Annotated in this window: 26 protein-coding genes and 1 pseudogene; 8 read left to right on the top strand and 19 right to left on the bottom strand. The window is 59.0% G+C overall.

All coding sequences use genetic code 11. The annotated features are described in order from the left end of the window. Positions 1-105: 105 nt before the first annotated feature. Positions 106-966 (bottom strand): CAP domain-containing protein, encoded by an 861-nt coding sequence (locus ACWGZX_RS01425; RefSeq protein ID WP_452626980.1) that lies wholly within the window; start codon positions 964-966, stop codon positions 106-108. Between the two features lie 198 nt (positions 967-1,164). Between ACWGZX_RS01425 and ACWGZX_RS01420 the strand changes: the two are divergent. Then, positions 1,165-1,893 (top strand): annotated as a pseudogene (locus tag ACWGZX_RS01420) (MCP four helix bundle domain-containing protein); the annotation flags it as partial. A 42-nt stretch (positions 1,894-1,935) separates the two neighbouring features. After that, positions 1,936-2,799, top strand: a complete 864-nt coding sequence (locus ACWGZX_RS01415; protein ID WP_452628946.1) for a methyl-accepting chemotaxis protein — start codon at positions 1,936-1,938, stop codon at positions 2,797-2,799. A gap of 75 nt (positions 2,800-2,874) precedes the next feature. Here the strand turns inward: ACWGZX_RS01415 and ACWGZX_RS01410 are convergent, their stop codons facing one another. The 3 genes from ACWGZX_RS01410 to ACWGZX_RS01400 all read right to left on the bottom strand — a co-directional run bounded on the left by ACWGZX_RS01410 (position 2,875) and on the right by ACWGZX_RS01400 (position 6,131). Then, positions 2,875-3,315 (bottom strand): hypothetical protein, encoded by a 441-nt coding sequence (locus tag ACWGZX_RS01410; protein ID WP_452626979.1) that lies wholly within the window; start codon positions 3,313-3,315, stop codon positions 2,875-2,877. Between the two features lie 170 nt (positions 3,316-3,485). Next, entirely contained in the window at positions 3,486-5,168 is a 1,683-nt protein-coding gene (gene ilvD / locus ACWGZX_RS01405) for a dihydroxy-acid dehydratase (protein WP_452626978.1), read from the bottom strand. Between the two features lie 66 nt (positions 5,169-5,234). Next, positions 5,235-6,131 carry a LysR family transcriptional regulator gene (locus ACWGZX_RS01400; RefSeq protein WP_452626977.1) on the bottom strand — a complete coding sequence of 299 codons (897 nt, stop codon included), beginning with the start codon at positions 6,129-6,131 and terminating at the stop codon, positions 5,235-5,237. 129 nt (positions 6,132-6,260) lie between these two features. Here ACWGZX_RS01400 and ACWGZX_RS01395 point away from each other — a divergent pair, with 129 nt between their 5' ends. Beyond that, positions 6,261-7,646 (top strand): MFS transporter, encoded by a 1,386-nt coding sequence (locus ACWGZX_RS01395; protein ID WP_452626976.1) that lies wholly within the window; start codon positions 6,261-6,263, stop codon positions 7,644-7,646. 50 nt (positions 7,647-7,696) lie between these two features. On the opposite strand, the gene ACWGZX_RS01390 is transcribed toward ACWGZX_RS01395, so the two are convergent. The 4 genes from ACWGZX_RS01390 to ACWGZX_RS01375 all read right to left on the bottom strand — a co-directional run bounded on the left by ACWGZX_RS01390 (position 7,697) and on the right by ACWGZX_RS01375 (position 10,911). Beyond that, entirely contained in the window at positions 7,697-8,329 is a 633-nt protein-coding gene (locus ACWGZX_RS01390; protein WP_452626975.1) for a helix-turn-helix transcriptional regulator, read from the bottom strand. Positions 8,330-8,348: 19 nt separating this feature from the next. Continuing rightward, on the bottom strand, positions 8,349-8,978 hold the full coding sequence (locus ACWGZX_RS01385) for a hypothetical protein (RefSeq protein WP_223511252.1): 630 nt from the start codon (positions 8,976-8,978) through the stop codon (positions 8,349-8,351). A 131-nt stretch (positions 8,979-9,109) separates the two neighbouring features. Continuing rightward, entirely contained in the window at positions 9,110-10,009 is a 900-nt protein-coding gene (locus ACWGZX_RS01380) for a bestrophin family protein (protein WP_452626974.1), read from the bottom strand. Positions 10,010-10,122: 113 nt separating this feature from the next. Next, complete coding sequence (locus ACWGZX_RS01375; RefSeq protein WP_452626973.1) at positions 10,123-10,911, bottom strand: alpha/beta hydrolase; 789 nt, start codon at positions 10,909-10,911, stop codon at positions 10,123-10,125. Between the two features lie 99 nt (positions 10,912-11,010). Here ACWGZX_RS01375 and ACWGZX_RS01370 point away from each other — a divergent pair, with 99 nt between their 5' ends. Continuing rightward, on the top strand, positions 11,011-11,955 hold the full coding sequence (locus tag ACWGZX_RS01370; RefSeq protein WP_452626972.1) for an aldo/keto reductase: 945 nt from the start codon (positions 11,011-11,013) through the stop codon (positions 11,953-11,955). Here ACWGZX_RS01370 and ACWGZX_RS01365 read toward each other — a convergent pair. Next, the gene (locus ACWGZX_RS01365; RefSeq protein WP_452626971.1) at positions 11,952-12,623 is read right to left on the bottom strand and encodes a glutathione S-transferase family protein; all 672 of its coding nucleotides are present in this window, start codon (positions 12,621-12,623) and stop codon (positions 11,952-11,954) included. The two genes, ACWGZX_RS01370 and ACWGZX_RS01365, sit on opposite strands and share 4 nt — an antisense overlap. Positions 12,624-12,760: 137 nt before the next feature. Here ACWGZX_RS01365 and ACWGZX_RS01360 point away from each other — a divergent pair, with 137 nt between their 5' ends. Further along, positions 12,761-13,132 (top strand): nuclear transport factor 2 family protein, encoded by a 372-nt coding sequence (locus ACWGZX_RS01360; RefSeq protein WP_452626970.1) that lies wholly within the window; start codon positions 12,761-12,763, stop codon positions 13,130-13,132. Between the two features lie 42 nt (positions 13,133-13,174). Here the strand turns inward: ACWGZX_RS01360 and ACWGZX_RS01355 are convergent, their stop codons facing one another. Further along, entirely contained in the window at positions 13,175-14,566 is a 1,392-nt protein-coding gene (locus ACWGZX_RS01355) for an aldehyde dehydrogenase family protein (RefSeq protein ID WP_452626969.1), read from the bottom strand. 100 nt (positions 14,567-14,666) lie between these two features. Between ACWGZX_RS01355 and ptrR the strand changes: the two genes are divergently transcribed. Beyond that, positions 14,667-15,545 (top strand): putrescine utilization regulator PtrR, encoded by an 879-nt coding sequence (gene ptrR, locus ACWGZX_RS01350; protein ID WP_452626968.1) that lies wholly within the window; start codon positions 14,667-14,669, stop codon positions 15,543-15,545. A gap of 119 nt (positions 15,546-15,664) precedes the next feature. On the opposite strand, the gene ACWGZX_RS01345 is transcribed toward ptrR, so the two are convergent. After that, positions 15,665-16,564 (bottom strand): LysR family transcriptional regulator, encoded by a 900-nt coding sequence (locus ACWGZX_RS01345; RefSeq protein WP_452626967.1) that lies wholly within the window; start codon positions 16,562-16,564, stop codon positions 15,665-15,667. A 145-nt stretch (positions 16,565-16,709) separates the two neighbouring features. Between ACWGZX_RS01345 and ACWGZX_RS01340 the strand changes: the two genes are divergently transcribed. Both ACWGZX_RS01340 and ACWGZX_RS01335 read left to right on the top strand, forming a co-directional pair. Then, on the top strand, positions 16,710-18,011 hold the full coding sequence (locus tag ACWGZX_RS01340; RefSeq protein ID WP_452626966.1) for an NAD(P)/FAD-dependent oxidoreductase: 1,302 nt from the start codon (positions 16,710-16,712) through the stop codon (positions 18,009-18,011). A 39-nt stretch (positions 18,012-18,050) separates the two neighbouring features. Next, on the top strand, positions 18,051-19,139 hold the full coding sequence (locus tag ACWGZX_RS01335; protein WP_452626965.1) for a polyamine ABC transporter substrate-binding protein: 1,089 nt from the start codon (positions 18,051-18,053) through the stop codon (positions 19,137-19,139). 39 nt (positions 19,140-19,178) lie between these two features. Here ACWGZX_RS01335 and msrA read toward each other — a convergent pair whose 3' ends face one another. The 8 genes from msrA to ACWGZX_RS01295 form a co-directional block, all read right to left on the bottom strand. After that, a complete protein-coding gene (gene msrA, locus ACWGZX_RS01330) occupies positions 19,179-19,688 on the bottom strand; it encodes a peptide-methionine (S)-S-oxide reductase MsrA (protein ID WP_452626964.1) in 510 nt (169 codons plus the stop codon). Positions 19,689-19,693: 5 nt separating this feature from the next. After that, positions 19,694-20,155 (bottom strand): MarR family winged helix-turn-helix transcriptional regulator, encoded by a 462-nt coding sequence (locus ACWGZX_RS01325; RefSeq protein ID WP_223511237.1) that lies wholly within the window; start codon positions 20,153-20,155, stop codon positions 19,694-19,696. Between the two features lie 144 nt (positions 20,156-20,299). After that, a complete protein-coding gene (locus ACWGZX_RS01320) occupies positions 20,300-20,737 on the bottom strand; it encodes an Ohr family peroxiredoxin (RefSeq protein WP_452626963.1) in 438 nt (145 codons plus the stop codon). Between the two features lie 106 nt (positions 20,738-20,843). Further along, positions 20,844-21,296: an Ohr family peroxiredoxin gene (locus tag ACWGZX_RS01315; protein WP_452626962.1), complete on the bottom strand. Its 453-nt coding sequence runs from the start codon at positions 21,294-21,296 to the stop codon at positions 20,844-20,846. 501 nt (positions 21,297-21,797) lie between these two features. Continuing rightward, positions 21,798-22,217, bottom strand: coding sequence for an organic hydroperoxide resistance protein (locus ACWGZX_RS01310; protein ID WP_452626961.1), 420 nt, complete (start codon positions 22,215-22,217; stop codon positions 21,798-21,800). Positions 22,218-22,568: 351 nt separating this feature from the next. Continuing rightward, positions 22,569-22,898: a hypothetical protein gene (locus ACWGZX_RS01305; protein ID WP_007946256.1), complete on the bottom strand. Its 330-nt coding sequence runs from the start codon at positions 22,896-22,898 to the stop codon at positions 22,569-22,571. A 519-nt stretch (positions 22,899-23,417) separates the two neighbouring features. Then, positions 23,418-23,921 carry a GNAT family N-acetyltransferase gene (locus ACWGZX_RS01300; RefSeq protein ID WP_452626960.1) on the bottom strand — a complete coding sequence of 168 codons (504 nt, stop codon included), beginning with the start codon at positions 23,919-23,921 and terminating at the stop codon, positions 23,418-23,420. A gap of 51 nt (positions 23,922-23,972) precedes the next feature. Continuing rightward, complete coding sequence (locus ACWGZX_RS01295) at positions 23,973-24,602, bottom strand: glutathione S-transferase family protein (RefSeq protein WP_452626959.1); 630 nt, start codon at positions 24,600-24,602, stop codon at positions 23,973-23,975. Positions 24,603-24,646: the final 44 nt, after the last annotated feature.

Raw genomic sequence — 24,646 nt, 5'->3', positions numbered from 1 at the left:
TGATTTCGCGACTGCTGCGCAGCCGAACGCAGGCTTCGCCAGCTGCTACAAAAATTGCATTGCCGCATAAATTGCTTAACTGATCGGCATTAGGCGTGATCGCGGTCATTGCGCCCCAAACACCATCGTCCAATACACCCCTTTATCACTGCGCGCTTGCGCCGCATAGCCTGCGCCGACTTGAGTAAACATCGGGTTCATCAAATTCGCACAATGCCCAGGGCTGGCCAGCCATCCTGCCATGGCCTTGCTCGGTGAACTCTGCCCGGCGGCGATGTTTTCGCCGATCTGCCTACCGCGAAAGCCTGCAGCCCTCGCTCGATCCGCTGGCATATCACCGTCGGGGTCCTGGTGTGCGAAGTAATTGCCGTAGGCCATGGCCTTACTGTGCCCTTGTGCGGCAGCGCCGAGAGCGGGGTTCCAGCCAAGTGGTCGCGCGGCGGCGAAGCGCTGGCCGCCACACATCCGTGGTTTGGACCGTGCTGCGTTGACCTGTGCCAACAATGCTTTGCTGACGGCTCGCGAATCGCCGATCTGGCTGTCGAGCACCGGCCTTGCCAGCACCACTTGCCATTCGGTCCTGGAGCGACTGACGCCAATGTCGGCGTACTGGCCGTCCAGCAGCGCCCCGCAGTAATCGTCCTGCAGCCTATCGAAGGCTTCATCGGCATCCTGTGCGCCGACCACCCGAATGCTGCGTACCGCCACCGCTGAATAGCCGGAATCTTTCAGCCGTTCGCGCAAACCGCCGCCATAGCCGATCGGCAGCGCCAGGCTAGAGTTCAGCGCCAGCGGTGCCAGACGCTGGGCCGGGCGTCTGTCGCAACGTTGCGGGTGGGCACGATAGTCGTTGATCGCCGCTACCAGTTGGCGTTCGCCATTGGCATGAGCGGGGGCGGCGGATAGAGCAAGTACAGGCAAGAAACACAGCGAGGCGCAGCGCAAAGCGAGGACGGTCGGGTGCATGAGGCGGACAGCTCTGATAAGAGGAGGGTGGTAATGGGAATTCACGGCGGGAGTAAGACTGGGGTTTGCACACTAGGTTCAGGAGGGCGAGGCGCAAAAAGAGCGGCTTTGCCTACCGCATGTCGCAAATGGCTAAAAGTCCCGGTCCGGCGTTAAACATGTGGCGGCCGCGGTCGATAGCGTTTTCATAACGCCGACGTGGCAACAGAGGGCTCCACCGTGTCGATAAAACTCCGTTTACTCTTGCTGATTGGCACCAGTGTGCTCACCGCGCTGATCGTAAGCCTGGTCAGTTACGTGGGAAATACGCAGATGGCTGAAGCGGCGAATGAGAACGAGGTCAGCATGACCGCGCTGCGCAATCACCTCGAAGCCGACATGATGCACGACGCCCTGCGCGCCGATGTGCTGTCGGCGATGTTGGTGGGCCTGGGCAAAAGCACCAGCAGCAAAGCCGAGGTGCACAGTTCCATCGAGGAGCATGCGCAGCATTTTCGCAAAGTGCTGGGCGAAAACCTCAAGCTGCCGGTCAACGACACCCTCAAAGTTGCACTGAACAAGGTCAAACCGAGCCTCGACACCTACATCAGCGCGGCCGAGCGCATCGTCGGCCTGGGGCTGGAAAATCCCGAAGCGGCGCAGAAAGAGTTGGGCGCCTTCAATACCGTGTTCAGCCAACTGGAAGACCAGATGGCGGCCCTCAGCGAGTTGATCGAAACCAACACGCAGCAGACCAGCCAAGGCACTGCGCAAGCCATCCAGAGCGCCAACTTCACCCTCGGCATTGTGCTGGTCGCCAGCCTGGTGTTGCTGCTCGTTCAGGGACGCTGGGTGATACTGAGCATCATCGGGCCACTGCAGACCGCCAGCCGTATTGCCCAAAGCATCGCCCACGGCAATTTGAGCGAACCGATTGCCGAACCGACGCAAAAAGACGAAGCCAGCGCATTGATCCGCAGCCTGGCGACCATGCAGCGCGACTTGCGCGGCATGATCGAGGTGGTGCGCAGCAACGCTCACGGTGTCAGCGGCATGAGCGATCAATTGAGCAGCGGTTGCCACCAGGTCGCCGACAGCAGCCAGCAGCAAAGCGCCGCCGCCAGCACCATGGCCGCTGCCGCCAGTGAAATGACCGCAAGCATTGAGGAAATCACCCGCCACGCTGAACGTGCACTGGACATGGCCAATCAAGCCGAGTCACTGGCCAAGGATGGCGGCCGTGTAATCCATCAGGTCGTCCAGGACATGGACGGCATTGCCCGTTCCGCGCAGCAGTCGGCTCAAGTGATCCGCACGCTGGACAAGGAGTCCGAAGGGATTTTCAACATCATTCAGGTGATCAAGGGCATCGCCGATCAGACCAACCTGCTCGCGTTGAACGCCGCCATCGAAGCCGCCCGTGCCGGCGAGCAGGGCCGTGGCTTTGCCGTGGTCGCCGATGAAGTGCGCAGCCTTGCTGGCCGCACCAGCGCCTCCACCCAGGAAATTGCCAGCATGGTCGCGCGCATCCAGCAAAGCACCCGTGAGGCGGTGACCAGCATGGAAGCCGGCGTGGCGCAGGTCGACAAAGGCATGGCAGTGACCGCCGATGTCGAGCGCGCGATTCGTCAAATCCTCGAAGCGACGCTCAACACCACGCAACTGGTCAACGACATTACCCGCACCATCGGCGAACAAAGCCTGGCCAGTAACGAAATCGCCCATCAGGTGGACATGATTGCCGGAATGTCGGAAGGCAACAGCAAGGTGATCGGGCGGACCGCGTCGACGACCGATGATCTGTCGAGTCTGGCGGGCAAGCTATCGCAGTCGGTGGATCGGTTTCGGCTCTGACGGATTTCAATGGCAGGCATCTGGCCGGCACGCCTTCCCGCTCCCACGCTGTTGCGTGGAAGCGGGGAGAGGTTTTTAGATAAGTTCACCGCAGAAAATATCGTGATTGCCATCGGCCGGGCTATCGCGCACCACCAGCGAGTAATGGCCGGAACGCAGCGTGTCATAAGGCAGAGGCACAGTCTTCTGGAGATGGATTCCTTCTGTTTCATTGAAGTTGTCAGTAATGACTCTGTTGAGTGAATAGGCCGGTTTCGGCTCATGCTTGGCACAGCTTCCCGAGTAGACATAGGTATACAAGTGCGCCGGAACCAAAGTGCCATCGGGTACACCACCCACGAACAATGAGAGCTCCGTTTCGCTACTGTTCAAGGGGGTTAGAACGGCCTGAGCGATATGCCCGGCATTGTAAGTAGTTGCGTTCAAGGGAACGGCGTCGATCTGCTTCGGGGTTGCTACAGCCACGGAGATGCATCCTGCCGCTACCATCAACGCCAGCGAAGATACGATTTTCATCGTAGAACCTCCTGCCTTACAAAGGCGCGTTGAAGTGATTCCCCCAGTAAATTTTAGTCGTCTATACAAACCCAGACTTTCTTCGGATAGTCGGTCTAATAGCGATTGGATATGTACCGCCGTACTCGAACGGTCTTACAGGTTGCCTCTGATGTCTTAGAGCTGATGTCTTAGAGGTATTTATCCGTCACAGCCCCTTCCGAAGCACTCGACACGGTCTTCGCATACTTCGCCAACACCCCGCGCTTGTATTTGGATTCCGGCCGCACCCAACGGCTCTTACGCTCGGCCAACACTGCATCGGAAACATCCACTGTAATCTGCCGGGTTTCGGCGTCGATGGTGATTTTGTCGCCATCTTCAATCAACGCAATCGGCCCGCCTTCAAAGGCTTCCGGCGTGATATGCCCCACAACAAAACCGTGCGAGCCGCCGGAGAAGCGGCCGTCAGTGATCAACGCAACATCTTTGCCCAGCCCCTTGCCCATGACCGCCGACGTCGGTGAGAGCATTTCGCGCATGCCCGGTCCACCCTTGGGCCCTTCATAGCGGATCACGATGACGTCGCCGGCCTTGACCTCGCCATTGAGAATCCCCGCCAACGCACCTTCTTCACCGTGATAAACCCGGGCCGTGCCTTCAAAGCGCAGGCCTTCCTTGCCAGTGATTTTGGCCACGGCACCGGTAGGCGAGAGGTTGCCGCGCAACACCACCAGGTGCGAGTCCTTTTTGATCGGCTTGTCGAAGGGCAGGATCACGTCCTGGCCTTCGGGGTAATCGGGTACGTCTTTCAGGTTTTCAGCCAGGGTCTTGCCGGTGACCGTCAGCACGTCACCATGCAACATGCCGGCGTCGAGCATGCGTTTCATCAGTGGCTGGATGCCGCCAATGGCCACCAGTTCGCTCATCATGTATTTGCCGCTGGGGCGCAGGTCGGCGACGACAGGCGACACCTTGCCCAGCTCGACGAAGTCGTCCAGCGTCAAGTCGACATCCACGGCATTCGCCATGGCCAGCAAGTGCAGCACCGCGTTGGTCGAGCCGGCGAGGGCGATGACCACGCGAATTGCGTTTTCAAAGGCTTTGCGGGTCATGATGTCGCGGGGTTTGAGGTCCAGCTTGAGCAACTCCATGACCTGCTGACCGGCGCGGAAACTGTCTGACGCCTTATCGCTGCCAACCGCGTCCTGAGAACTGGAACCAGGCAGGCTCATGCCCAGCGCTTCAATGGCTGAGGCCATGGTATTGGCCGTGTACATCCCGCCGCAGGAACCGGGGCCGGGAATCGCCACTTCTTCGATCTGTTTGACCTGGATCTCGCTGATATCCCCCCGCGCATGCTGCCCCACGGCCTCGAACACGGAAATGATGTCGGTATGGCCGGCGCCCGGGCGGATGGTGCCGCCGTACACAAAGATCGACGGGCGATTGAGGCGCGCCATGCCGATCAGGCAGCCCGGCATGTTCTTGTCACAGCCGCCTAAGGTCACCAGGCCGTCAAAGCCTTCGCAACCGACCACCACCTCAATCGAATCGGCGATCACCTCGCGCGACACCAGCGAGTACTTCATGCCTTCGGTGCCATTGGCGATGCCGTCGGAAATGGTGATGGTGTTGAAAATGACGCCTTTGGCGCCGGCCGCGTTGGCGCCTTTTTCGGCCTCAAGGGCGAGCTTGTCGATGTGCATGTTGCACGGCGTGACCATGGCCCAGGTGGACGCGATACCGATCTGCGGCTTTTTGAAGTCGGCATCGGTGAAGCCCACGGCGCGCAGCATGGCGCGTGCGGGCGCGGCTTCGACGCCGTCGATGACTTGAGAGGAGTATTTGCGCAGATCGTCTTTGTCGCTCATGACTTTTGCTCACATCAGCAGACCATATCGGCAAGGATTGAAGTCTAGACCCGGGTGCCGCAAAAATCAGTTTGCCGATGCACACACCTCGCGAACACATTCGCGTAACCACCGATGCGCCGAGTCCGCATCCATGCGCGGATGCCAGAGCATGGAGATCGTGATCGGTGGCGTCGGGATTGGCAGGGGGAAGCTGTGCAAACCGGCGCGCAGGTTTTGAGTATGTCGCTCAGGTACGGTCGCGATCAGGTCCGAGGCGCGGGCCAGTGCCAGTGCGGCCGAGAAACCGCCAACGATGGTGACGATGTCTCGCTCCAGTCCCAATGATTTCAAGGCATCATCCATCGGCCCGCTGTCCCGCCCGCGTCGCGAGACCAGGATGTGCCGGCCAGCGGCGTAACGGGCAGGTGTGATCTCGCCGTCGCTCAAGCCATGCCCGGCGCGCACCACACCGATAAAGCGATCCTGGAACAACGCGCGGGTGCGCACTTCGGGGCTGGTGGTGTCGCCCACCACGCCGGTTTCCAGATCGACCGTTCCGTCACGCAGCAGCGCGCTGTCCTTGTTGAGTTTCTGCACGAACTTCAGGCGCACTCCGGGCGCTTCCGCGCTGAAGCGAGCAATCAGCGCCGGGCCGAAATTTTCGACAAAGCCGTCGCTGGTGCGCAGGGTGAAGGTGCGAACCAAGTGCTGGAGGTCGAGTTGCTCGGCAGGGCGCAACACCGCTTCGGCGTGCTGGACCAGTTGGCTGACCTGCTCGCGCAATTCAAGCGCTCGAGGCGTCGGCACCAGCCCACGGCCGGCGCGCACCAGCAACGGGTCGCCGGTGGTTTCACGCAAACGCGCCAGCGCTCGGCTCATCGCCGACGGGCTCAGGCGCAAGCGCTGGGCGGCGCGCGCCACGCTGCCTTCGGCGAGCAGGGCATCGAGGGTAATCAGCAGGTTCAGATCGGGCGTGGTCATGGCTGAACGTTAGCACGAGTTTGCGGTGGCATGGCGTTGTGTGCAGGTATCAAGTGCAAACGGTGCGTCTTCCGCCATGTCAGCCGTGGGAATACGCTGAAAGCCAACCTTGCAGAAGCGGCCACCTCCATGAAAACCCTTACGCCATCCGCCCCGGTCCGTTGGGCGCTCGCCAGCCTTTCACTGTCGATGTTGATGCCTTCCCTCGATACCAGCATTGCCAATGCCGGATTGCCGACATTGGTTCAGGCCTTTGGCGCAGCATTTGAAGACGTGCAGTGGATTGTCCTGGCTTATCTGCTGGCGATCACGACGTTGATTGTCAGCGTCGGACGACTCGGAGACCTGGTCGGTCGCAAACGCTTGTTGTTGAGCGGCATCGTGATTTTTACCCTGGCCTCACTCGCCTGTGGGCTCGCGCCTTCGTTGGGGTGGCTGGTCGCCGCCCGCGCGGTGCAGGGCCTTGGCGCGGCGATCCTGTTGGCGCTGACCGTGGCACTTGTCGGGGACACGGTGCCGAAGGCGCAGACCGGCAGCGCCATGGGCTTGCTCGGCACGATGTCGGCGATGGGCACCACGCTCGGTCCATCCCTGGGTGGCGTGTTGATGTCCGGTTTTGGTTGGCAGGCGATTTTTCTGGTCAACGTGCCGTTGGGCGTTTTGAATTTTGTGCTCGCGTATCGCTGCCTACCGGCGGGTCGGCCTGCGGCTCGGCGGGGTGGATTCGATTTTCCGGGGATGCTGCTGTTGGCGCTGACGCTCGGTACGTATGCGTTGGCCATGACGTTGGGTAATTGGGGTTTGCTGCTGGTCGCGGGTGTCGGCGCCGGGATTTTCCTGTTTGTAGAGGCGACGTCCAGATCGCCCTTGATCAGGCTGGCGCTATTGCGTGAACGTGGACTGAGTGCAAGCCTGGCGATGAGCGCGTTGGTGTTGACGGTGATGATGGCAACGCTGGTGGTCGGGCCGTTCTATCTCTCGGGTACGCTGGGGCTGAACGCGGCGCTGGTCGGGCTGATCTTGTCAGTCGGCCCGCTGGTGGCGGCGCTGGCCGGCGTTCCAGCCGGTCGGCTGGTGGACCGTTTTGGCGCGCAGCGCATGACTGTGTTCGGGCTCTCCACCATGGCGCTCGGCGCTGGGGCGTTGTCGATCATGCCGGCGGGTTTCGGTATTCCCGGCTATATCGCGCCTATCGCGGTGATCACCGCCAGTTATGCGTTGTTTCTGGCGGCCAACAACACCTTGATCATGACGGGCGTCAGCGCGGATCAGCGGGGTGTGATCGCCGGGTTGCTCAGCCTGTCGCGCAATCTGGGGTTGATCACCGGCGCCTCGGCGATGGGCGCGGTGTTTGCCGGCAATGGCATGCGGGTCACGTTTTTGGTTGCCGCCGGGCTGATCGTCCTGGCGTTGGCCATCGCGTTACGTGCCCAAAAACGCCAGCCCGCCGCCGTCCCTTGTAGGAGCTGGCTTGCCAGCGAAAGCGGTGGATCAGTCGATATAAATGTTGACTGACATGCCGCTTTCGCTGGCAAGCCAGCTCCTACAGGGGACTATGCGGTGAGTCAGTCTTCGTCATCCTTATGCTCAATCGGCCGCAGTTTGAACCGGCAGACATTGCCGCCCCGGACCATGCATTCCGTATGGTCGACCTCACCACCGCCCAAGGCGCCAATCAAGGCCAGGTCCAGCTCGCACACCACTGGATGAGCGGCGGCGAGGCGGTGGAACACGCAATTGTGCGCGACGATTTCCTTGTCGCCCGAGCTGCGAAAGATCACTTCGGCTTCGTACCCGGCCTGATTCATGTGCTGCACGATTTTGGCTTCGTCCACCACTTGTTGCTCACGGTCCAGCGCCAGTTTGCGACCCATGCTGCGCATCAGCGACGCGAGCGCCTCGGGGCCGATGATGTCGGCCACTTCGTCGATCAGGACGCTAGCCAGCAGTTGATACTGACGGGGGAACAGTTCCTTCGCATGTTCGGTGAGCCGATACAGCTGCTCCGGACGCCGACCTGTCGGGCGCGTGTCCCCGCGCAGGACCAGACCGGAACCCTCCAGCGCCGCCAAGTGCTGGCGAATCGCGGTGCGGGTGACGGCCAATTGCTCCGCCAGCTCGTCAATGCTCATGCCGTTCGCATGGTGCAGCAGCGCATTGAGCAAGTCCTGTTGGGTGCGGCCCAGTCCTTCAAGCATGACGTGTCCTCGCTCGGTTTCAGAATTTGTCCGGGAACTGTTTGACCAGTGCCGCCGTCAGTGCGTCGGCCAACGCCTGTATATGAACGCGCATCATGTGCCAGGTGCTGGCTTCGCCAGCATAGTCATGCGCGGCGATTTGATCGATCTGACTGACATGGTGTCCGCCGTGGGCCGACAGCATGGTGACCAATGTGCTTTCAGGCAAGTTGGGGTTGGCTTTGGCCAGGAAAGCCGCGATGGCCTTGGCATTGCTGGTCAATTCGGCAACGGCGGCCTGCTTGCCTTTCGCATCTTTGGCGACGGTGGCGTCGCTGTAGTGTTTCACCGCGGCCCAGTGACCGGCCAGCAGTTTAAGCAGCTGATCGGCGGCAGGCTGGCCGTAAAGCGGGGCGATGCTGTTGGCGATTTTGGTGGCGTTGTCGACGACCTGCTCAGCGGCGATTTTGGCTTGTGCCTTGTCGCCCGCCTGGTTGGCAATCACGTAGTCTCTGATCCAGAAAATATGTTCGACCCACAGGTCGCGCAGCGCGAGGCGAGTGGTGAGGGCCGCGCTGTCGGCGGCGGGTGGTGTGGCGGGGGGAGTCTGGCTCCAGACGGGTTGAGCGCACAGAGCCAACAGCAATAAAGCCAAGGTTTTGATATTCATCACGGCACCCTCTGTTCGTGGGATTGTTCGACAATATCAATTAAAGCATCAAAATATGTTTTTATTGAGCAGAAGTAAAACTTGCGGATCAACGGTCACGCCATCGATGTACCAGCGCAGCAGATGTGAAATCACCTCAACACAAAGTCCACCGGCGCCAGCACTGGAGGTAGCTGCGTTTCTCCCATCGCGGTCAAGATCTCCCGCTCGATGGTGCGCACGATCGCATCGAGCGGCAGATCGTTTTCGTCACGACCAAAAGGGTCCTCCAGATCATCGCCAATCGCATCCAGGCCAAAAAAGGTGTAGCTGACAATCGCGGTGAAGATCGGTGTCATCCAGCCCAGGGGTTCGGCCATGGCGAAGGGCAGCAAGAAGCAGAAAAGGTAACTGGTGCGGTGCAACAACAACGTGTAGGCAAACGGCAGCGGTGTGTGTTTGATCCGTTCGCAGGCGGCCTGTGCCTGGGTCAGGTGGGCCAGATGATTGGCCATGATCGTGTAACGCCATTCGTTGATCACTCCCGACTCGCTGAGCGCCGAACACTGCTGCCCGACCTGCAACAAAATGCTCCCGCTGAAGTCAGGCGCGTTGTCATTGGGGATCGGGTCGAGCCAGCGGCCACTCGCCGCCCGTTCGTTTTCCTGGCGCAGCTTGGCTTTGAGCGCATGGGCGAATCCGCACAAGTCACTCAAGATGGCGTTTCGCGTGTCGGTGTCCTTGATGATCGCGGTTTCGCGAATCATCGAACGAATCGCAACCATCACGTCGCCCCAGGCTTTGCGGCCTTCGTACCAGCGGTCGTAGCAGGCGTTGTTACGAAAACTCATGAAGATCGACAGCGACAACCCCAGCAGCGTGAACGGCGTTGCGCTGACTTTGGAAAAGTAGCTGGGGTGCATCGTTTCGATGAGCACGATAACCGAAGCCAGCAGCATGACCATCAGGCTGCGCAAGGCAATCCGTTTGGCAATCGAGCCCTTGATCGCGCTGAGGATATTGATGAAGTTCGGTTTGGGTCTGACGATCATGGAGTTCTGCCTTCAGGTATTTCGCGTCGCGCGCAGGCTAAGAGCATGTGGGCGTTGAGTCCAATCACTCTCTGTTACCGCATGATCGATGCCGTCTATGAAGGAGCTCATGATCATAATCCGTCGCCCAGTAACTTGAGGTATTCGGGGTTGTCGGAAAGGGAGTTATGACCCGCGTCCGGTATCACCTTCAGCGTGGCCACGCCGGGGGCGAAATGGGTGTAGAGCTGCTGCGTACTCGAACGCGGTATGACATCGTCATGCCCGGCGGCGATCAACAACGTCGGCACCGTGATGTGTGCCGCGTATCGCCACGATTCGTACCGATCCTGTAACAGCCACTTCACTGGAAACAACGGGAAGCGCTGTTTGGCCAGGCTTTCCAGGCTGTTGTAAGGCGTGATCAGAATCAGCCGCGAGGTGGGGCGTTGGCTGGCCAGGCGCACGGCAACGCCCGAACCCAGGCTGCGACCGACCACTGCAATATTCGGATGGCTGTTGTAGACCGTGTCAAACAAGGTCAGGGCATCGCGCGCAATCGCCTCTTCGGACGGCGAGCCGGTACTGCCGCCGTACCCTCGGTAGTGCATTAAGTACAGCGCATGCTCGGGAAACGCCTGGGAAAAATCGGCCAGGTTGCGAGAGACATCCTCAGCATTACCACCAAAGTAGATAAGCGCGTTCGGGCCGTCATGTGGCCTGACTGAAACCTGCACCTGCGCGTCCTCGACAGTCAGCGTCAGCAGCGAAGCGGGTGTTGCGATGGCACTGGGTTGCGGGAAGTAGATCAAGGCGCGCTGAAACACGAACAACGCCGCACACAGCGCCAGGTACAACGCGGCAATGATGACGATGGAAAACGCCAGGGTTCTGAACATTCGACTAACTTTAGTGGGCGACATTGACCGCTCTGGAGTTGAGGACCGCTAACACGTAATCAGTGCCAGAGTTTAGTTCAACGGTAGCGAGGCACGCCGGGTTGGGCCACGCAGGCAAATACGATGAGCCACACTGACGGATACACGCGTCGACAACTACTCATGCTGGCTGCCGGTGCTTCGGCGGTTTTCACCTTCGATCGGGCGTTGGCAACCTCTGCGCCGTCGACGGAAACAGGAGGCAAGACCATGCTGACCCGCGCCATTCCCTCCAGCAACGAGCCATTGCCCATCGTCGGGTTGGGCACGTATCGCGGTTTTGATGTCGAGCCTTCCAGCCCCGCCTACAAACAATTGCCGGAGGTGCTCAGCGCCTTGTTCAAGAAGGGCGGGACGGTCATCGACTGCTCGCCCATGTATGGCCGCGCCGAACAGACCACCGGTGAATTGCTGTCGATCCATGAGCCGCGCTCGCCAGCCTTTCTCGCCACCAAGGTGTGGACCCGTGGCCGCGAGGAAGGCATCGCGCAGATGGAGCAGTCCTTCAGCCTGCTGCAAACCGACCGCATCGACCTGATGCAGATCCACAACCTGCTGGACTGGCAAACCCATTTGCCGACGTTGCGCCATTGGAAGGAACAAGGACGCATTCGCTATATCGGCATCACCCATTACACGGCGTCGGCCTACGAGGAAGTGGAAGCGCTGCTCAAGGCCGAACCCGTGGATTTTTTGCAGATCAACTATGCCCTCGATGATCGTGGCGTCGAGAAACGCATCCTGCCGCTGTGCCGCGAACGCGGTGTGGCGGTGATCTGCAATCGGCCCTTCGGTGGCGGTGGTTTGCTCGAACGATTGAAGGGCAAGCCACTGCCCGGGTGGGCCGCGCAAGTGGGGGTCAACAGCTGGGCGCAACTGGCGTTGAAGTTCCTGCTGTCCCATTCGGCGGTGACCTGCGTGATCCCCGGCACCGGCAATCCGCGTTACATGGCGGACAATGCCGGAGCCGGTTTCGGGCCGATGCTCACGGGGGCGCAGCGCGAGCAGTTGATCGATATCGTGGGTTAGGCTGGCGGGTAAAACCGTTGCGGGATGTCCTGTGCAAACGGATAGAGTGAAAAGTAAGGCTGTGCTTCGTCGATCACCCGCTGTACCGACGGCCTGTTCATCAGCCTGTCGAAATAGGCGTTCAAGTGGCCATGCTCTTCAGGAATTCGCTCAAGGGTACTGGCATAGAAAAGTGCCGGGGCCGCTGCGCAATCGGCCAGGCTGAAATCCGCGCTGGCCAGCCAGGTGCCGTTCGCCAGTTGGCGGTCGAGCATGCCGTAGACGGTCTGTAGCGTGGAGCGTTGCTGGGTCAGATTGCCGTTCGCACCGATGATGCGATCCAGGACAATTTGTTGCAGTGGGGTCTGAAGATAGTTGTCGCAGATCCGGTCCCACAGACGGACCTCCAACGCAGTGTCCCAATCGCCCGGAATCAACCGTTTTTGCCCGGCAAAATAGCGATCCAGGTATTCAATGATGATCGTGGACTCCGCCACGTCGAACTGACCGGTGTGATCGCGAATGACCGGGAATTTGCCGATCGGCCACAGCGCCTGCAACTCTGCTTTCTGCGCAGCGTCGCCCAGATCAATGATCCGTTTTTCGAAGTCGGTAGCGTGTTCATAGAGCGCGATCAGCACTTTGTGGCAGTACGACGACAGCGGATGGTAATAAAGCGTCAATGACATTTTTCAGCTCCTGCGGGGAAGTGGCCTCCATCAGCATAGTCACCGTCCGCGAGGGTTAGATGGCGGTGCTAGACTTTTCAGGTTAGACCGATCAGCCCTCACCGGTGGTGTGAGGACGAGAAAGCTGGAGGTATGTCATGACTGCTCAATCGCTGGACAGGGAGCACATCAGCGTTGTCATTCGCAATTACGTAGAAGGGATGGTGTTCGCCGACGAAGTGCTGCTGCGGCACGCGTTTCATCCCGCTTGTCGCATCATTGGTCACTACCATGGCGAGCTGGAATGGTTATCGCTGGATGATTTTATCAGCGCGATCAAGGAAGAAGGGCCGGCGCCCAAAGAGGTCAAGCCGTTCTGGGAAACGATCAGCGTCGATATCACCGGGGATGCCGCCGCCGCCAAAGTGATGGATGACTATGCTGGCATGAGCTTCACGGATTATTTGTCGTTACTGAAAATCAACGAGCGCTGGATGATTGTTAACAAGCTCTATTACTTACACGAATAAAACCGCTGCCTGGGAGCCAAGCTCCCAGGCACCGTCAAGCAATCAGCGACGGTCCAGCCACACGGTCTGCGCATTGCAGAACTCGCGGACCCCGAAGTGTGACAGCTCGCGGCCGAAGCCGCTTTTCTTCACGCCACCGAAGGTCACGCGCGGGTCGGAAGCGCTGTAGCCATTGATGAACACACCGCCGGTTTCCAGTTCGCCGGCCATCTGTTGGGCGAGCGCGACATTGCCCGTAAAAATGGTTGCAGCCAGGCCGAACTCACTGTCATTGGCCAGCTCCAGCGCATGTGCGGCGTCCCGCGCCGTGATGATCGACGCGACGGGGCCAAACAATTCCTGTTTGAACGACGTCATCTGATCGGTGACATCGGCAAACACGGTCGGCTCATAGTAGTTACCGGGGCCTTCAGCCTTCTTGCCGCCCATCAACAACATTGCGCCTTCTTCCAGGGTGTCACGCACTTGTTGATCCAGTTCGTCACGCAGGTCAAAACGGGCCATCGGGCCGATGTACGTGTTGGCGGCCAGTGGATCACCGACCACCAGTTTGCCCGTGGCTTCGACGAACTTGCGCGTGAATGCTTCGACAATACCTTGCTCGACGATCAAGCGCTTGGCCGCCGCGCAGACTTGCCCGGTGTTCTGGTAGCGGCCGATGACGGCGGCTTTGACCGCTTCATCGAGGTCGGCATCGTTGAGCACGATAAAGGGGTCGGAACCGCCCAGTTCCAGCACGCATTTCTTCAGCGCCGCACCGGCCTGAGCGCCGATGGCCATGCCGGCGCGCACGCTACCGGTGAGGGTCACTGCCGCGATACGAGGGTCGGCAATCGCCGTGGAAACGCCTTCCGGCGTGACGTTCAGCACTTCAAAAACACCTTGAGGGAAATCGGCGTTCTTGAAGGCTTCCAGCAGCAGATAAGCACTACCCATCACGTTGGGTGCATGTTTGAGCACGTAGGTATTGCCAGCGATCAACGCTGGAACAGCACCACGCAGCACTTGCCAGATCGGGAAGTTCCACGGCATCACCGCCAGAATCGGCCCGAGCGGGCGGTATTCAATGCGCGCCTTGCCGCCTTCAACCAGCGTCGGTTCGGCGTTTAACATGGCTGGGCCGTGTTCGGCGTACCACTCGCAGAGCTGCGCACACTTTTCGATTTCGCCGCGGGCCTGGGTGATCGGCTTGCCCATTTCCAGGGTGATCATGGTGGCCATTTTGTCGGCACTGTCGCGCAGTGCCCGAGCCAGGGCGGTCAGCAATTGCGAGCGTTGCTCGACGGCTGTTTTACGCCAGACGCGAAATCCGCCAGCGGCCCGCGACAGGGCGGCTTGCAGAGCCGATTCGGACTCGAAAGGGTAATGGCCGATCTGCTCGCCGGTGGCCGGGTTGATCGAAATCGCATGGGTAAGGCTGGAAACGCTGGTCATGGCACCGTCCTGCTGGGTGGGAATATGCTCAGGTTACGGTGGTGTTAATTTTCTGGAAACTGAATAATACTGAGCATAACGTTCACGTTTGGAGAATGACTTGGATCTGGTTCAGCTGGAAATTTTCAAGGCGGTTGCCGAACACGGCAGCATCAGCGTCGCCGCGCAGCACATCCACCGGGTGCCCTCCAACCTGACGACGCGGATCAAGCAGCTGGAACTGGATCTGGGCGTGGACCTGTTTATCCGCGAGAAAAGCCGCCTGCGTTTGTCGCCGGCCGGCTGGAGTTTTCTCGACTATGCCCGGCGTATTCTCGACCTGGTTCAGGAAGCCCGCGCCACCGTGGCAGGGGAAGAGCCGCAAGGCTCGTTTCCTTTGGGTTCACTGGAGAGTACGGCGGCGGTGCGTATTCCCGAGCTGCTGGCCGCCTACAACCAGAAACACGCCAAGGTTGAACTGGACCTGTCCACCGGCCCTTCGGGGACCATGATCGACGGCGTGTTGTCTGGCCGCCTGGCCGCCGCGTTTGTAGACGGACCGGTGCTGCACCCGGCACTGGAAGGTGTGCCGGCGTTTGAGGAAGAGATGGTGCTGATCGCACCGCTCAACCACTCGCCGATCCATCGCGCGCAGGATGTGAACGGCGAAAACATCTACGCCTTCCGCTCCAATTGCTCGTACCGGCACCACTTCGAGAGCTGGTTTACCAAGGACGCCGCGGTGCCTGGCAAGATCTTCGAAATGGAGTCCTATCACGGCATGCTGGCCTGCGTCAGCGCCGGTGCCGGCCTGGCGTTGATGCCGCGCAGCATGCTGGAGAGCATGCCGGGGTGCACCACGGTGAGTATCTGGCCGTTATCGGAGTCTTTCCGTTATTTGCGCACCTGGCTGGTGTGGCGCCGAGGCACGGTGTCCCAGAGCCTGACCATGTTTGTGCGCTTGCTGGAAGAGCGAGGCGTGGTGCAACCACAACCCTGAGCTCACCCCATAACCCTGTAGGAGCTGGCTTGCCAGCGAAAGCGGTGGGTCAGTCACATCGATGCTGGATGTGCCGCCGTCTTCGCTGGCAAGCCAGCTCCTACAGGGGACCGTGTTGGTCATGGGGTCGCCATCCCCTCAGCCTGGCCGGCAAACCATTGCATGATCAGCGCGCACGCCGGATGAGACGCGGCCGAGGGTTGCAGGTTCAGCGAATAGCGACCTTGGGTCTTCAAGGGATGACCAAACGGGACGATGAGCACACCACGCTCGATCGATTCCTCAGCCAGGGTCATGTCCGTCATCGCCACCCCCAGACCGCGCGCGGCGGCATCCAGCGCCAACTCATCGAGGTTGAAGGGGATGTGGCGGTAGTCCTCCAGCGACTGGCCACCATTGGCTGCCAGCCAGTCGATCCACGCTTGCTTGTCCGCCGAACGATGCAGCAGCGCGAAGCCGCTCAGGTCCTCCACCGAGACCAGTGGCCGGGTCGGACTGCCGAGACCGGGGGCGCACACCGGAATCAGCGCTTCCTCGAACAAGGTCAGGCACGCAGGATCACTGGACGGCTCAGGCAGATAGAGGATGTACGCGTCACTGTCGCTGGCCGGCTCGACAATCTCGGTGGCCACGGTCTCGATCGACAGGGAAATGTCCGGATGATGACGATAGAAGTCGCTCAGCTTCGGCAGCAACCAGCGAACCGCCAGCGACACATGCATGCGTATGCGGAAGGGGCGTTTTTGCGGGGACAACCGATCTTCGAGGGTTTTCAATTGCTCAAGGATAGTGCGCGCACTGCCCAGCACCAACTCACCCTCCGGTGTCAGGCGAAGGCTGCGACTGCTGCGCACAAACAGCGGCACGCCAAAGTGGCTTTCCAATTGCTGGATTTGCCGGCTGACGGCACTTTGGGTCAGGCACAGCGTATGCGCCGCTTGCGTGAAGCTGCCGGCTTCAGCGACTTCCACCAGCGCCTGCAAGGCCTGGAGATTAGGAACGTGGCGAATTTTATCCATGCGTTTTCAGAATGGCTCAATGATTTTATAACGTTGGTTGTATCACCGAAGACCTAATAGATTCTAGCCCTGACGGCCACCATCAATCATCGTCTATGCGATTTCTGCATGCGAAGGCCGGAACGACAGTCAAGGCAGGTGATGCATGAAAAATGAATGTGGCTGGATCGCGCAAACCGAAAGTGTACCGGCGCGTGATCGTCTGAGCGGTTCGCAAAAAGCCGATTGGCTGGTGATCGGTGCCGGCATCACCGGCCTGAGTGCCGCCCATGCCCTCGCACAATTGCACCCTCAGGCGCGCATCGTGGTGGTCGACCGCCAGCGTGCGGCGCAAGGCGCCTCCGCGCGCAATTCCGGCTTTGTAGTGGCCCACGAACACCCAGGCAACGATGAATTGATCGGCAGCGCCGGGTTCGTCGAGTTTGAAGTGGACACCACGATTTCACGCACCGCCAGCGCGGAAGTCCGCACGATGATTGCGCGTCACGGCATTGAGTGCGATTTCAAGGACTCCGGCTATTTCTTCGCCGTCAGCGATCCCGGCAAATTGACCCACGTCGAGGCCAAGCTGCAAACGCTGCGGGCACTCGGGGCTTCTGCGCAGTTTCTGGAAGGTGAACAACTGGCTCAAAAACTCGGCACCCGGCATTACCGCGCGGCCATCTGGTGCGGCAATGGCAACGCGCTGCTGCAACCGGCGAAGTACGTGAAAGGCTTGCTCGATGCGCTGCCCCAGACGGTCACGGTTTACGAAAACACCGACATCACCGGCCTCGAACGTCTGGGTAAAGGAGGTCTGCGGGCCAACGGTGTCGAGGGCAGCATCGAGGCGAAACGGGTGTTGGTCTGCCTGAACGCCTTTGTGCCTCGTGCAGGCATCCAGGACAGCGGCACGTTTGCCATGGAACTCAGCGCCAGTCTCACGCGGCCGTTGAGTGACGCCGAGTTTCGCGAGATGGGCAATGTCGAACCTTGGGGCGTGCTGTCCACCCGTCCCTTGGGCGCCACAGTACGGCTGACCCCGGATCGTCGGGTGATGATCCGCAACACGGCGGAATACCGTTCGCGGGATTTGTCTGCCAGTGAGCTGTCGATCCGCCGCCAACACCATGTGCTCGGCTTGCAACGACGTTTCCCCTGGCTGGGCGAGCAAGACATCCAATACACCTGGACCGGACACCTGAGCGCCTCGCGCTCCGGGCAACCGTATTTTTCACAGGTGCAAGAGGGCGTATTTGCCGTCGCCGGTTGCAATGGTTCCGGCGTGGCGCGCGGCACCCTGTGGGGGCGGTTGCTCGCCGAACTGGCGTCGGGCGTTGACTCGCCGATGCTCGATTCGGTGATGCGCAGGGCCCAACCCGGCTGGCTGCCGCCGCGCCCCTTGCTCGACATCGGTGCCATGCTGCGGATGCGCGTAGAGGCCATCCGGGCAAAGTCAGAAATCTAGAAAACCGGTTACCACAAAAGAACAAAAAGGTGATTGAACATGCGCGTTAACACTATGCCCCTGATGGTTCTGCTCACGACGTTTTCGGCAGCCACGTATGCCGACGAGCAGGTCAATATTTCCAACTGGAACGGCTATATCGCCGACGACACCCTGGTCAACTTCACCAAGGAAACCGGGATCAAGGCCACTTACGATATTCACGACAGCAACGAAGTGCTGGAGTCCAAGTTGATGACCGGTAACACCGGTTATGACGTGGTCAGCCCGTCGAACCATTTCCTGTCCCGACTGATCAAGGCCGGGGCGATTCAGAAGCTCGACAAAAGCCAACTGCCCAACTGGAAAAACCTGGACCCGGCGTTGATGAAAAAACTCGAGGTCAATGACCCCGGCAACCAATATGGCTATCCGTACATGTGGGGCACTGCCGGTATTGGCTACAACGTCGAGAAAATCAAAGCGATCTTCGGAAATACCGATGTCACCCGCTCGTGGAGCCTGTTTTTTGATGAAAACAACATTAAGAAGTTGAGTGAATGCGGGGTGGCGATTATCGATAACCCGACACAGATCCTGCCGATCACCCTCAATTACCTCGGTCTGCCGCCTCACAGTCACGACCCGGCTGATTACAAGAAAGCCGAGCAGGCGCTACTCAAGATCAGGCCTTACGTGCAGTATTTTCATGCCTCCAAGTACATCAGCGACCTGGCGAACGGCAATGTCTGCGCGGTGATCGGTTTCAACGGCGATGTGGTGCAGGCCGCTGCCAGCGCCAAGGAAGCCAACAACGGTATCAACATCGCCTATTCGATTCCTGACGAAGGCTCGACGCTGTGGTTCGACATGGTGGTCCTGCCCAAGAGCGCACCCCACGAGAAGAATGGCTACACCTACATGAACTACCTGCTGAAGCCGCAAGTGATTGCCAACATCAGCAACAGCATTCATTACGCCAACCCCAACAGTGCCGCGGATGAGTACGTGGTGCCCGCCGTGAAACAGGACCTGGCGATCTACCCGCCAAACAGTGTGCTGGATAAGTTGTTCACCGTAGAGGAACTGCCGGCGGCCATCGCACGGTTGAGTACCCGGTTGTGGACCAAGTTGAAGACCAATACCTGATGAACGTTGGGTCCCGTTGCCGGGACCCAAGGCTTTACTTCAGAGCGCGCGTTTCGGCAGTTTCCAATTCGGCCGGACGAAATGGCAGGTGTAGCCATTGGGCACTTTTTCGAGGTAGTCCTGATGCTCCGGCTCTGCCTGCCAGAACGGGCCGGCGGGAACGATTTCCGTCACCACCTTGCCAGGCCAAAGACCGGACGCATCGACGTCCGCCGCAGTGTCCTCGGCTACGTCGCGCTGTTCTTCGTTGAGATAGAAGATCGCCGAGCGGTAGCTGGCGCCAATGTCGTTGCCCTGACGATTGGCGGTCGAAGGGTCGTGAATCTGGAAGAAGAACTCCAGGATCTGGCGATAGCTGATCACCGCCGGATTGAAGATGATCTCGATGGCTTCCGCGTGGGTGCCATGGTTGCGGTAAGTGGCGTTGGGCACATCACCGCCCGAGTAACCGACCTGGGTAGACAGCACGCCGGGGATTTGTCTGATCAAATCCTGCATGCCCCAGAAGCAGCCACCGGCCAGGATCGCGGTTTCGGTTTGCGTGGTCATAGCTTTCACTCCTCAGTATTCATTGATTTGATCAGGTTGTTTCGCAGCTTCACGATTGCTTTCTGCATCTGCGTGAACTCGTCCGCCGTCAGGCCAGTTGCGCCGGCGAGGCCCGTTTCTGGGCGACCTTCGCGCAAGGCTTTGCCTTCTTTGGTCAGGTTGATGCGCACCTGACGCTCGTCCTCGGGATCGCGCTGGCGTTGCAGGTAGCCCATTGCTTCGAGCTTTTTCAGGATCGGCGTGAGCGTATTCGACTCAAGAAACAGCTTTTCGCCCAGGCTGCCGACGGTCTGATTATCTTCCTCCCACAACGCTACGATGGTGATGTATTGCGTGTAGGTCAGGCCGAGCTTTTCGAGGATCGGCTTGTACGCCTTGCCGAAGGCGAGGTTGGTGGAATAGACCGCAAAACACAGGAAGTCAGAGAGCTTGTGGCTCGCGGGTGCCGCTGGGTCGGTGGGTTTCATCTGTCACCTCATTCGTCAAAGACTGCTGTCGCGCAGGGCTGAAATATACCTCGTGTGCGATGGTGTCGTAAGAGCGATAAATCCAGAGTTGATCAGCGGCAGGTGGCGGGCTCGTCGAACAGCTCGAACCCGCCGCGCCGGACATCACGCTGTGAGCACGTTCAAGTCCACGTCGATGTTGCCTCGCGTTGCTTTCGAGTACGGGCAGATTTGGTCAGCGGTGTGGGCCAGCGTTCTCGCGATGTCGTCCGCCAGGCCTGGCACGCGCAGCGTCAATCGTGCCTGGAGGAAGTAATCCTGACCGGTCTGACCGACATCGACTTCGATGTCGACGGACAAATCCGCCGGCAGCACCACGTTCATGTCATTGGCCACCAGCCCGACGGCGGCGGTGTAGCAGGCCGACCAGGCACCGGCGAACAGTTGCTCGGCAGTCGGGTGCGGCTGGGTCGCGGCGAACACATGCGCAGGCGTGGCGTTGCCGGGCGACGAGAGCGCGATATCAAGGCTGCCGTTATGGCCGGTGCTGCTGGCGGTGGTGTGGGTTTTGCCGGTGGCCAGGACTTTTTCAATCTTGCTCATGATGATTCCTTAAGAATTCGGTAATTTGTGTTTCGCATGCGCTTACATCGCATGCGATATATATGGGGTTTTTAGAAGCCAATGACTGGCTCGGTTACACGGTTCTTCAAGCCGTGAGGACGTTAATGGCCACGTCGATATTGCCGCGTGTCGCTTTCGAGTACGGGCAGATCTGGTCAGCGTCGTGTGCCAGTTTTGTCGCGACTTCGTGCGACAGGCCAGGTGCGCGCAGCGTCAATCGAGCCTGAAGGAAGTAGGCCTCACCGGTCTGGCCCAGATCGACTTCGATGTCCACGGCCACATCAGAGGGCAGTTCGACGTTCATTTGCTTGGCGGCGAGGCCGACGGCGGCGATGTAGCAGGCCGACCAGGCACCGGCGAACAATTGCTCGGCTTTAGGGTGTGGCTGGGTGGCTTCGAATACATGCGCAGGAGCCGCGCTGCCAGGTGAAGAAAGCTGAATGTCGACGGTGCCATTATGGCCGCGCGAAGTGACGCCAGCGGCGCTCATTTTGGTGTGGGTCTTGCCGGAGGCCAGGACTTTTTCGATCTTGCTCATGGGATGAATCCTCAACGTTGCAGTAGGTTTGATTTTCGTATCGCATACGTTTGTATCGCATGCGATTGAATAATATTCCCGCAGACCCCCATCGGTGTCAAGGGGGAGCAGGGCGCCTTCGCGACGAGTGGTCAGAAACGAAAAAGCCCGCTTTACGCGGGCTTCGGATTTCGAGTAGGTGGCCAGTGCTGGTTTCTGGCTTACAAGGTTTATCAGGACTCTGACAGAACAGTGTTATGTACTTCTGCTTCACACGGCGTAAGGGCTGGATCTCAGCGCGGAGATCTTTCTAACCGTGTACCCTTCGGGACGTGCCCCACGTCTCCTTGCTATCCGCTTGCGCATCAGTCTGCGTCTTCACCTACACCTTGATAATAGCAAAGCGAGCGCGGTGTAAACCGTGCTTTTTAGACCGATTTGATCCTGGCAAAAAAGCCGCAGGACGGAAAAACGCTATCGGTACAGCCTGCCCCAAAAGACAGGCTGTCACACGGGTGCGGATCAAATCAGATTGATCACGACATCGATGTTGCCGCGGGTCGCTTTGGAGTAAGGGCAGGTTTGGTGGGCGGCGTCCACGACGGCCCGGGCGATCACCGAATCCAGGCCCGGAAGGCTGATATTGAGGCGTGCCTGGAGGAAAAAAGCGTTGTCCGTCTTGCCCAGGTCGATTTCGGTATCCACGGCAACGTCGCTCGGCAGAGTCACCTTCAACGCAACCGCCGCTTTGCCCATTGCGCCGATAAAACAGGCCGACCAACCCGCCGCCAGCAGCTGTTCCGGATTGGTGCCGTTGCCAGACGAACCGGGTGGGGACAGCTTGATGTCCAGACGTCCATCCGAACTTTTCGACTGACCGTCACGGCCGCCAGTGGTGTGGGTTTTCCCGGTGTACAGCACAGTATCGATTTGATTGATCATGGCAGGTTCCTGCTAAGGGTAGGAGGCTTCATCATTCAAGTCGCTGGGTTCTGGGAAGCCCTTGCGACGAAGCCCACTTTTGCACCCTCATGTCGTGCGTGTGTGTCTTGAACCGGCCGTTGTGTAACGCTGTGTAAGATCCGCGCCGAACATACAGTTCGATACAAATCTGCGCGTCGTCAGCGCATCTGATAGCGAGCGGGAGAAGTGATTGATGACGTGGAACGAAATCAATCAAGCAAACAAACGATTACCGGGAAAGCGAGTTCTTTTTCATTAAGATCAAGAACGTCTTTCCCGGTAATCCGTGAAGCGTTTTTTTATGAGTGAGTCAGGTTTGACGTCACGTCATTAGTAGAACCGATCAATCACCCGAACTTCGTTCTGGTTCTGCAGCGATGCCCACGCCTGTTTCAGCGTTTGCAGAACATTACCGATGAAGTCCTTGTCGGCCGCAGCTTTCTTGCCGACATAGCCCTGGCCGCGACGGTACATCTTCAGTCGGGCGAGCAGGTTCTGGTTGTTCTGGTCGAACTCCGCTTCATGAGCGTGAGGCGACAGGCAGTCGATATGAACCTGGCCCGATTTGCTGATCCACAGAATGTGGCTGTCGAGGCTGTCTTTTTGCGCCGCGAACATACGAGCCAGTTCATCGATAGTAGGTTGATTGTTCAGATTCATAATATGCCCCTTGACCATTTGGTAATTTTTTTAAGTTGAGTCGCTAATACAAGTAGCCCATCGGTTAGTTGATCCCTGGCACCGAAACCAGGACGTCAGCGGTCGGCCGTCGAATTCAACGGGGTCCCGCGTCTGTTGCATGTAGTCGTGTTGAATAACTGCTACGCGTTAGCGTCACAACGAAGAGAAGCAGCGAATACCTGGAGGCCACTGCCGACTTTTGAGGGTCGGCCACAAGCTTCATGAGGATTGATCGCCAGCGCTTCTCGTCCTTGTACTGGACGTTCGGGCCAGGTCAGCTTCTTCAATCTGCCTTGTGGGCAGCGTGTATCCGGGAAAAACAGCTCGGCGGTCAGACGAGCTTGCTCAAACATGTTGCGGTACTCCCGATCGGGGAGATGTCTGCATCATGCAAGGGCAAATCGGAGGCGTCAACCGTTATGTAGTGATTTTTTTAAGTCACTACATATTGTCTGACAAAACGGATTGGAATGAAAAACTCAAGCCTGGACGCGTCCGTCAGGGCGACGGCGGCGGGCAGTGGAAGCGGTAGAAGGTGCAGGGATAACCGTCTACTGGCCGCTGATGCAGGGTGAATAGGCCGCCTGCGAGATCAGGTATCACTTTGGCCCAGAACCGTCGTGCGGGCGGGTTCGCATCGATGTGGAAAATCTGCCATTGACCGGGGAATTGGCTCAAGAGGGTGGAAACGACAAACTTCGCGACACCTTGGCCACGGAAGCGCCGAGTGACAAAAAAGTAGCCGATGTTGAACTCGGCACCCTCAATGTGGGTGTCATCATCCACGCTCACGAAACCGGCAAGCTCACCGTCCACCCTGATCAGAAACGGCCGGGTCGCAGGGTTACGCCAGTACTCCGGTTTGGGCTGGATACTGAAAAAACCATGTTCACCCAATTTCAGTGGCAGCCATTCGCTGAAGTCGTACACGTAGAACTGCATCAGGTTTTCGAGGGTGTCGAGGTCGTCGCGCTGTGCGGCGTGCAGTTCTATCGAAGGCATTTAGGGGCGCTCCAGATTGCGCAGGGCCATCCGTGGCCCTGTCAGGATCACTCAGTGCGGCGCGAAGTCGTACTTCCCGCCTTTCTTCAATGCGGCGATGTAAGCCGGGCGCGCCTGGAAGCGATCGATCCAGGCCGCTACATGAGGGTAGTTGCCCAGCTTGCCCTGGACTCTGGCGATCTCGCCAATGAAGCTCATCTGGATATCGGCGGCGCTGAAGTCATCACCGAGCAGAAAATCGGACTGGCTCAGTGCGGTGTCGAGGTAGCCAAGGTAATTGGCCACTTCCGAGTTGATGCGCGGATGCAGCGGTCCACCGGCTTCACCCAGAAGTCCGACATACAGATTCAACATCAGCGGCAACATGGCCGAGCCTTCGGCGAAGTGCAGCCACTGGATGTATTCGTCGTAGGCGGGTGTGGACGGATCGGGTTGCAGACGACCCTGGCCATGTCGGCGAATCAAGTAGTCGATGATCGCTGCGGACTCGATCAGCGTCTGCGTACCGTCTTCGATGACCGGCGATTTTCCCAACGCATTGATCGCTTTCAGTTCCGGCGGCGCGAGATTGGTTTTCGGATCGCGTTGATACCGTTTCAGCTCGTAAGGAATAGATAGCTCTTCCAACAGCCAGAGAATGCGCTGGGAGCGGGAGTTGTTCAGGTGATGCACGATAATCATAAATAAGATTCCTGTAGCAGCTTTCGAGTGAAACGAGGCTGCGA

Source organism: Pseudomonas sp. CLCA07 (assembly GCF_053615335.1).
The sequence above is the reverse complement of the archived record's forward strand: the minus strand, read 5'-3'. Positions and strand labels throughout refer to the sequence as shown.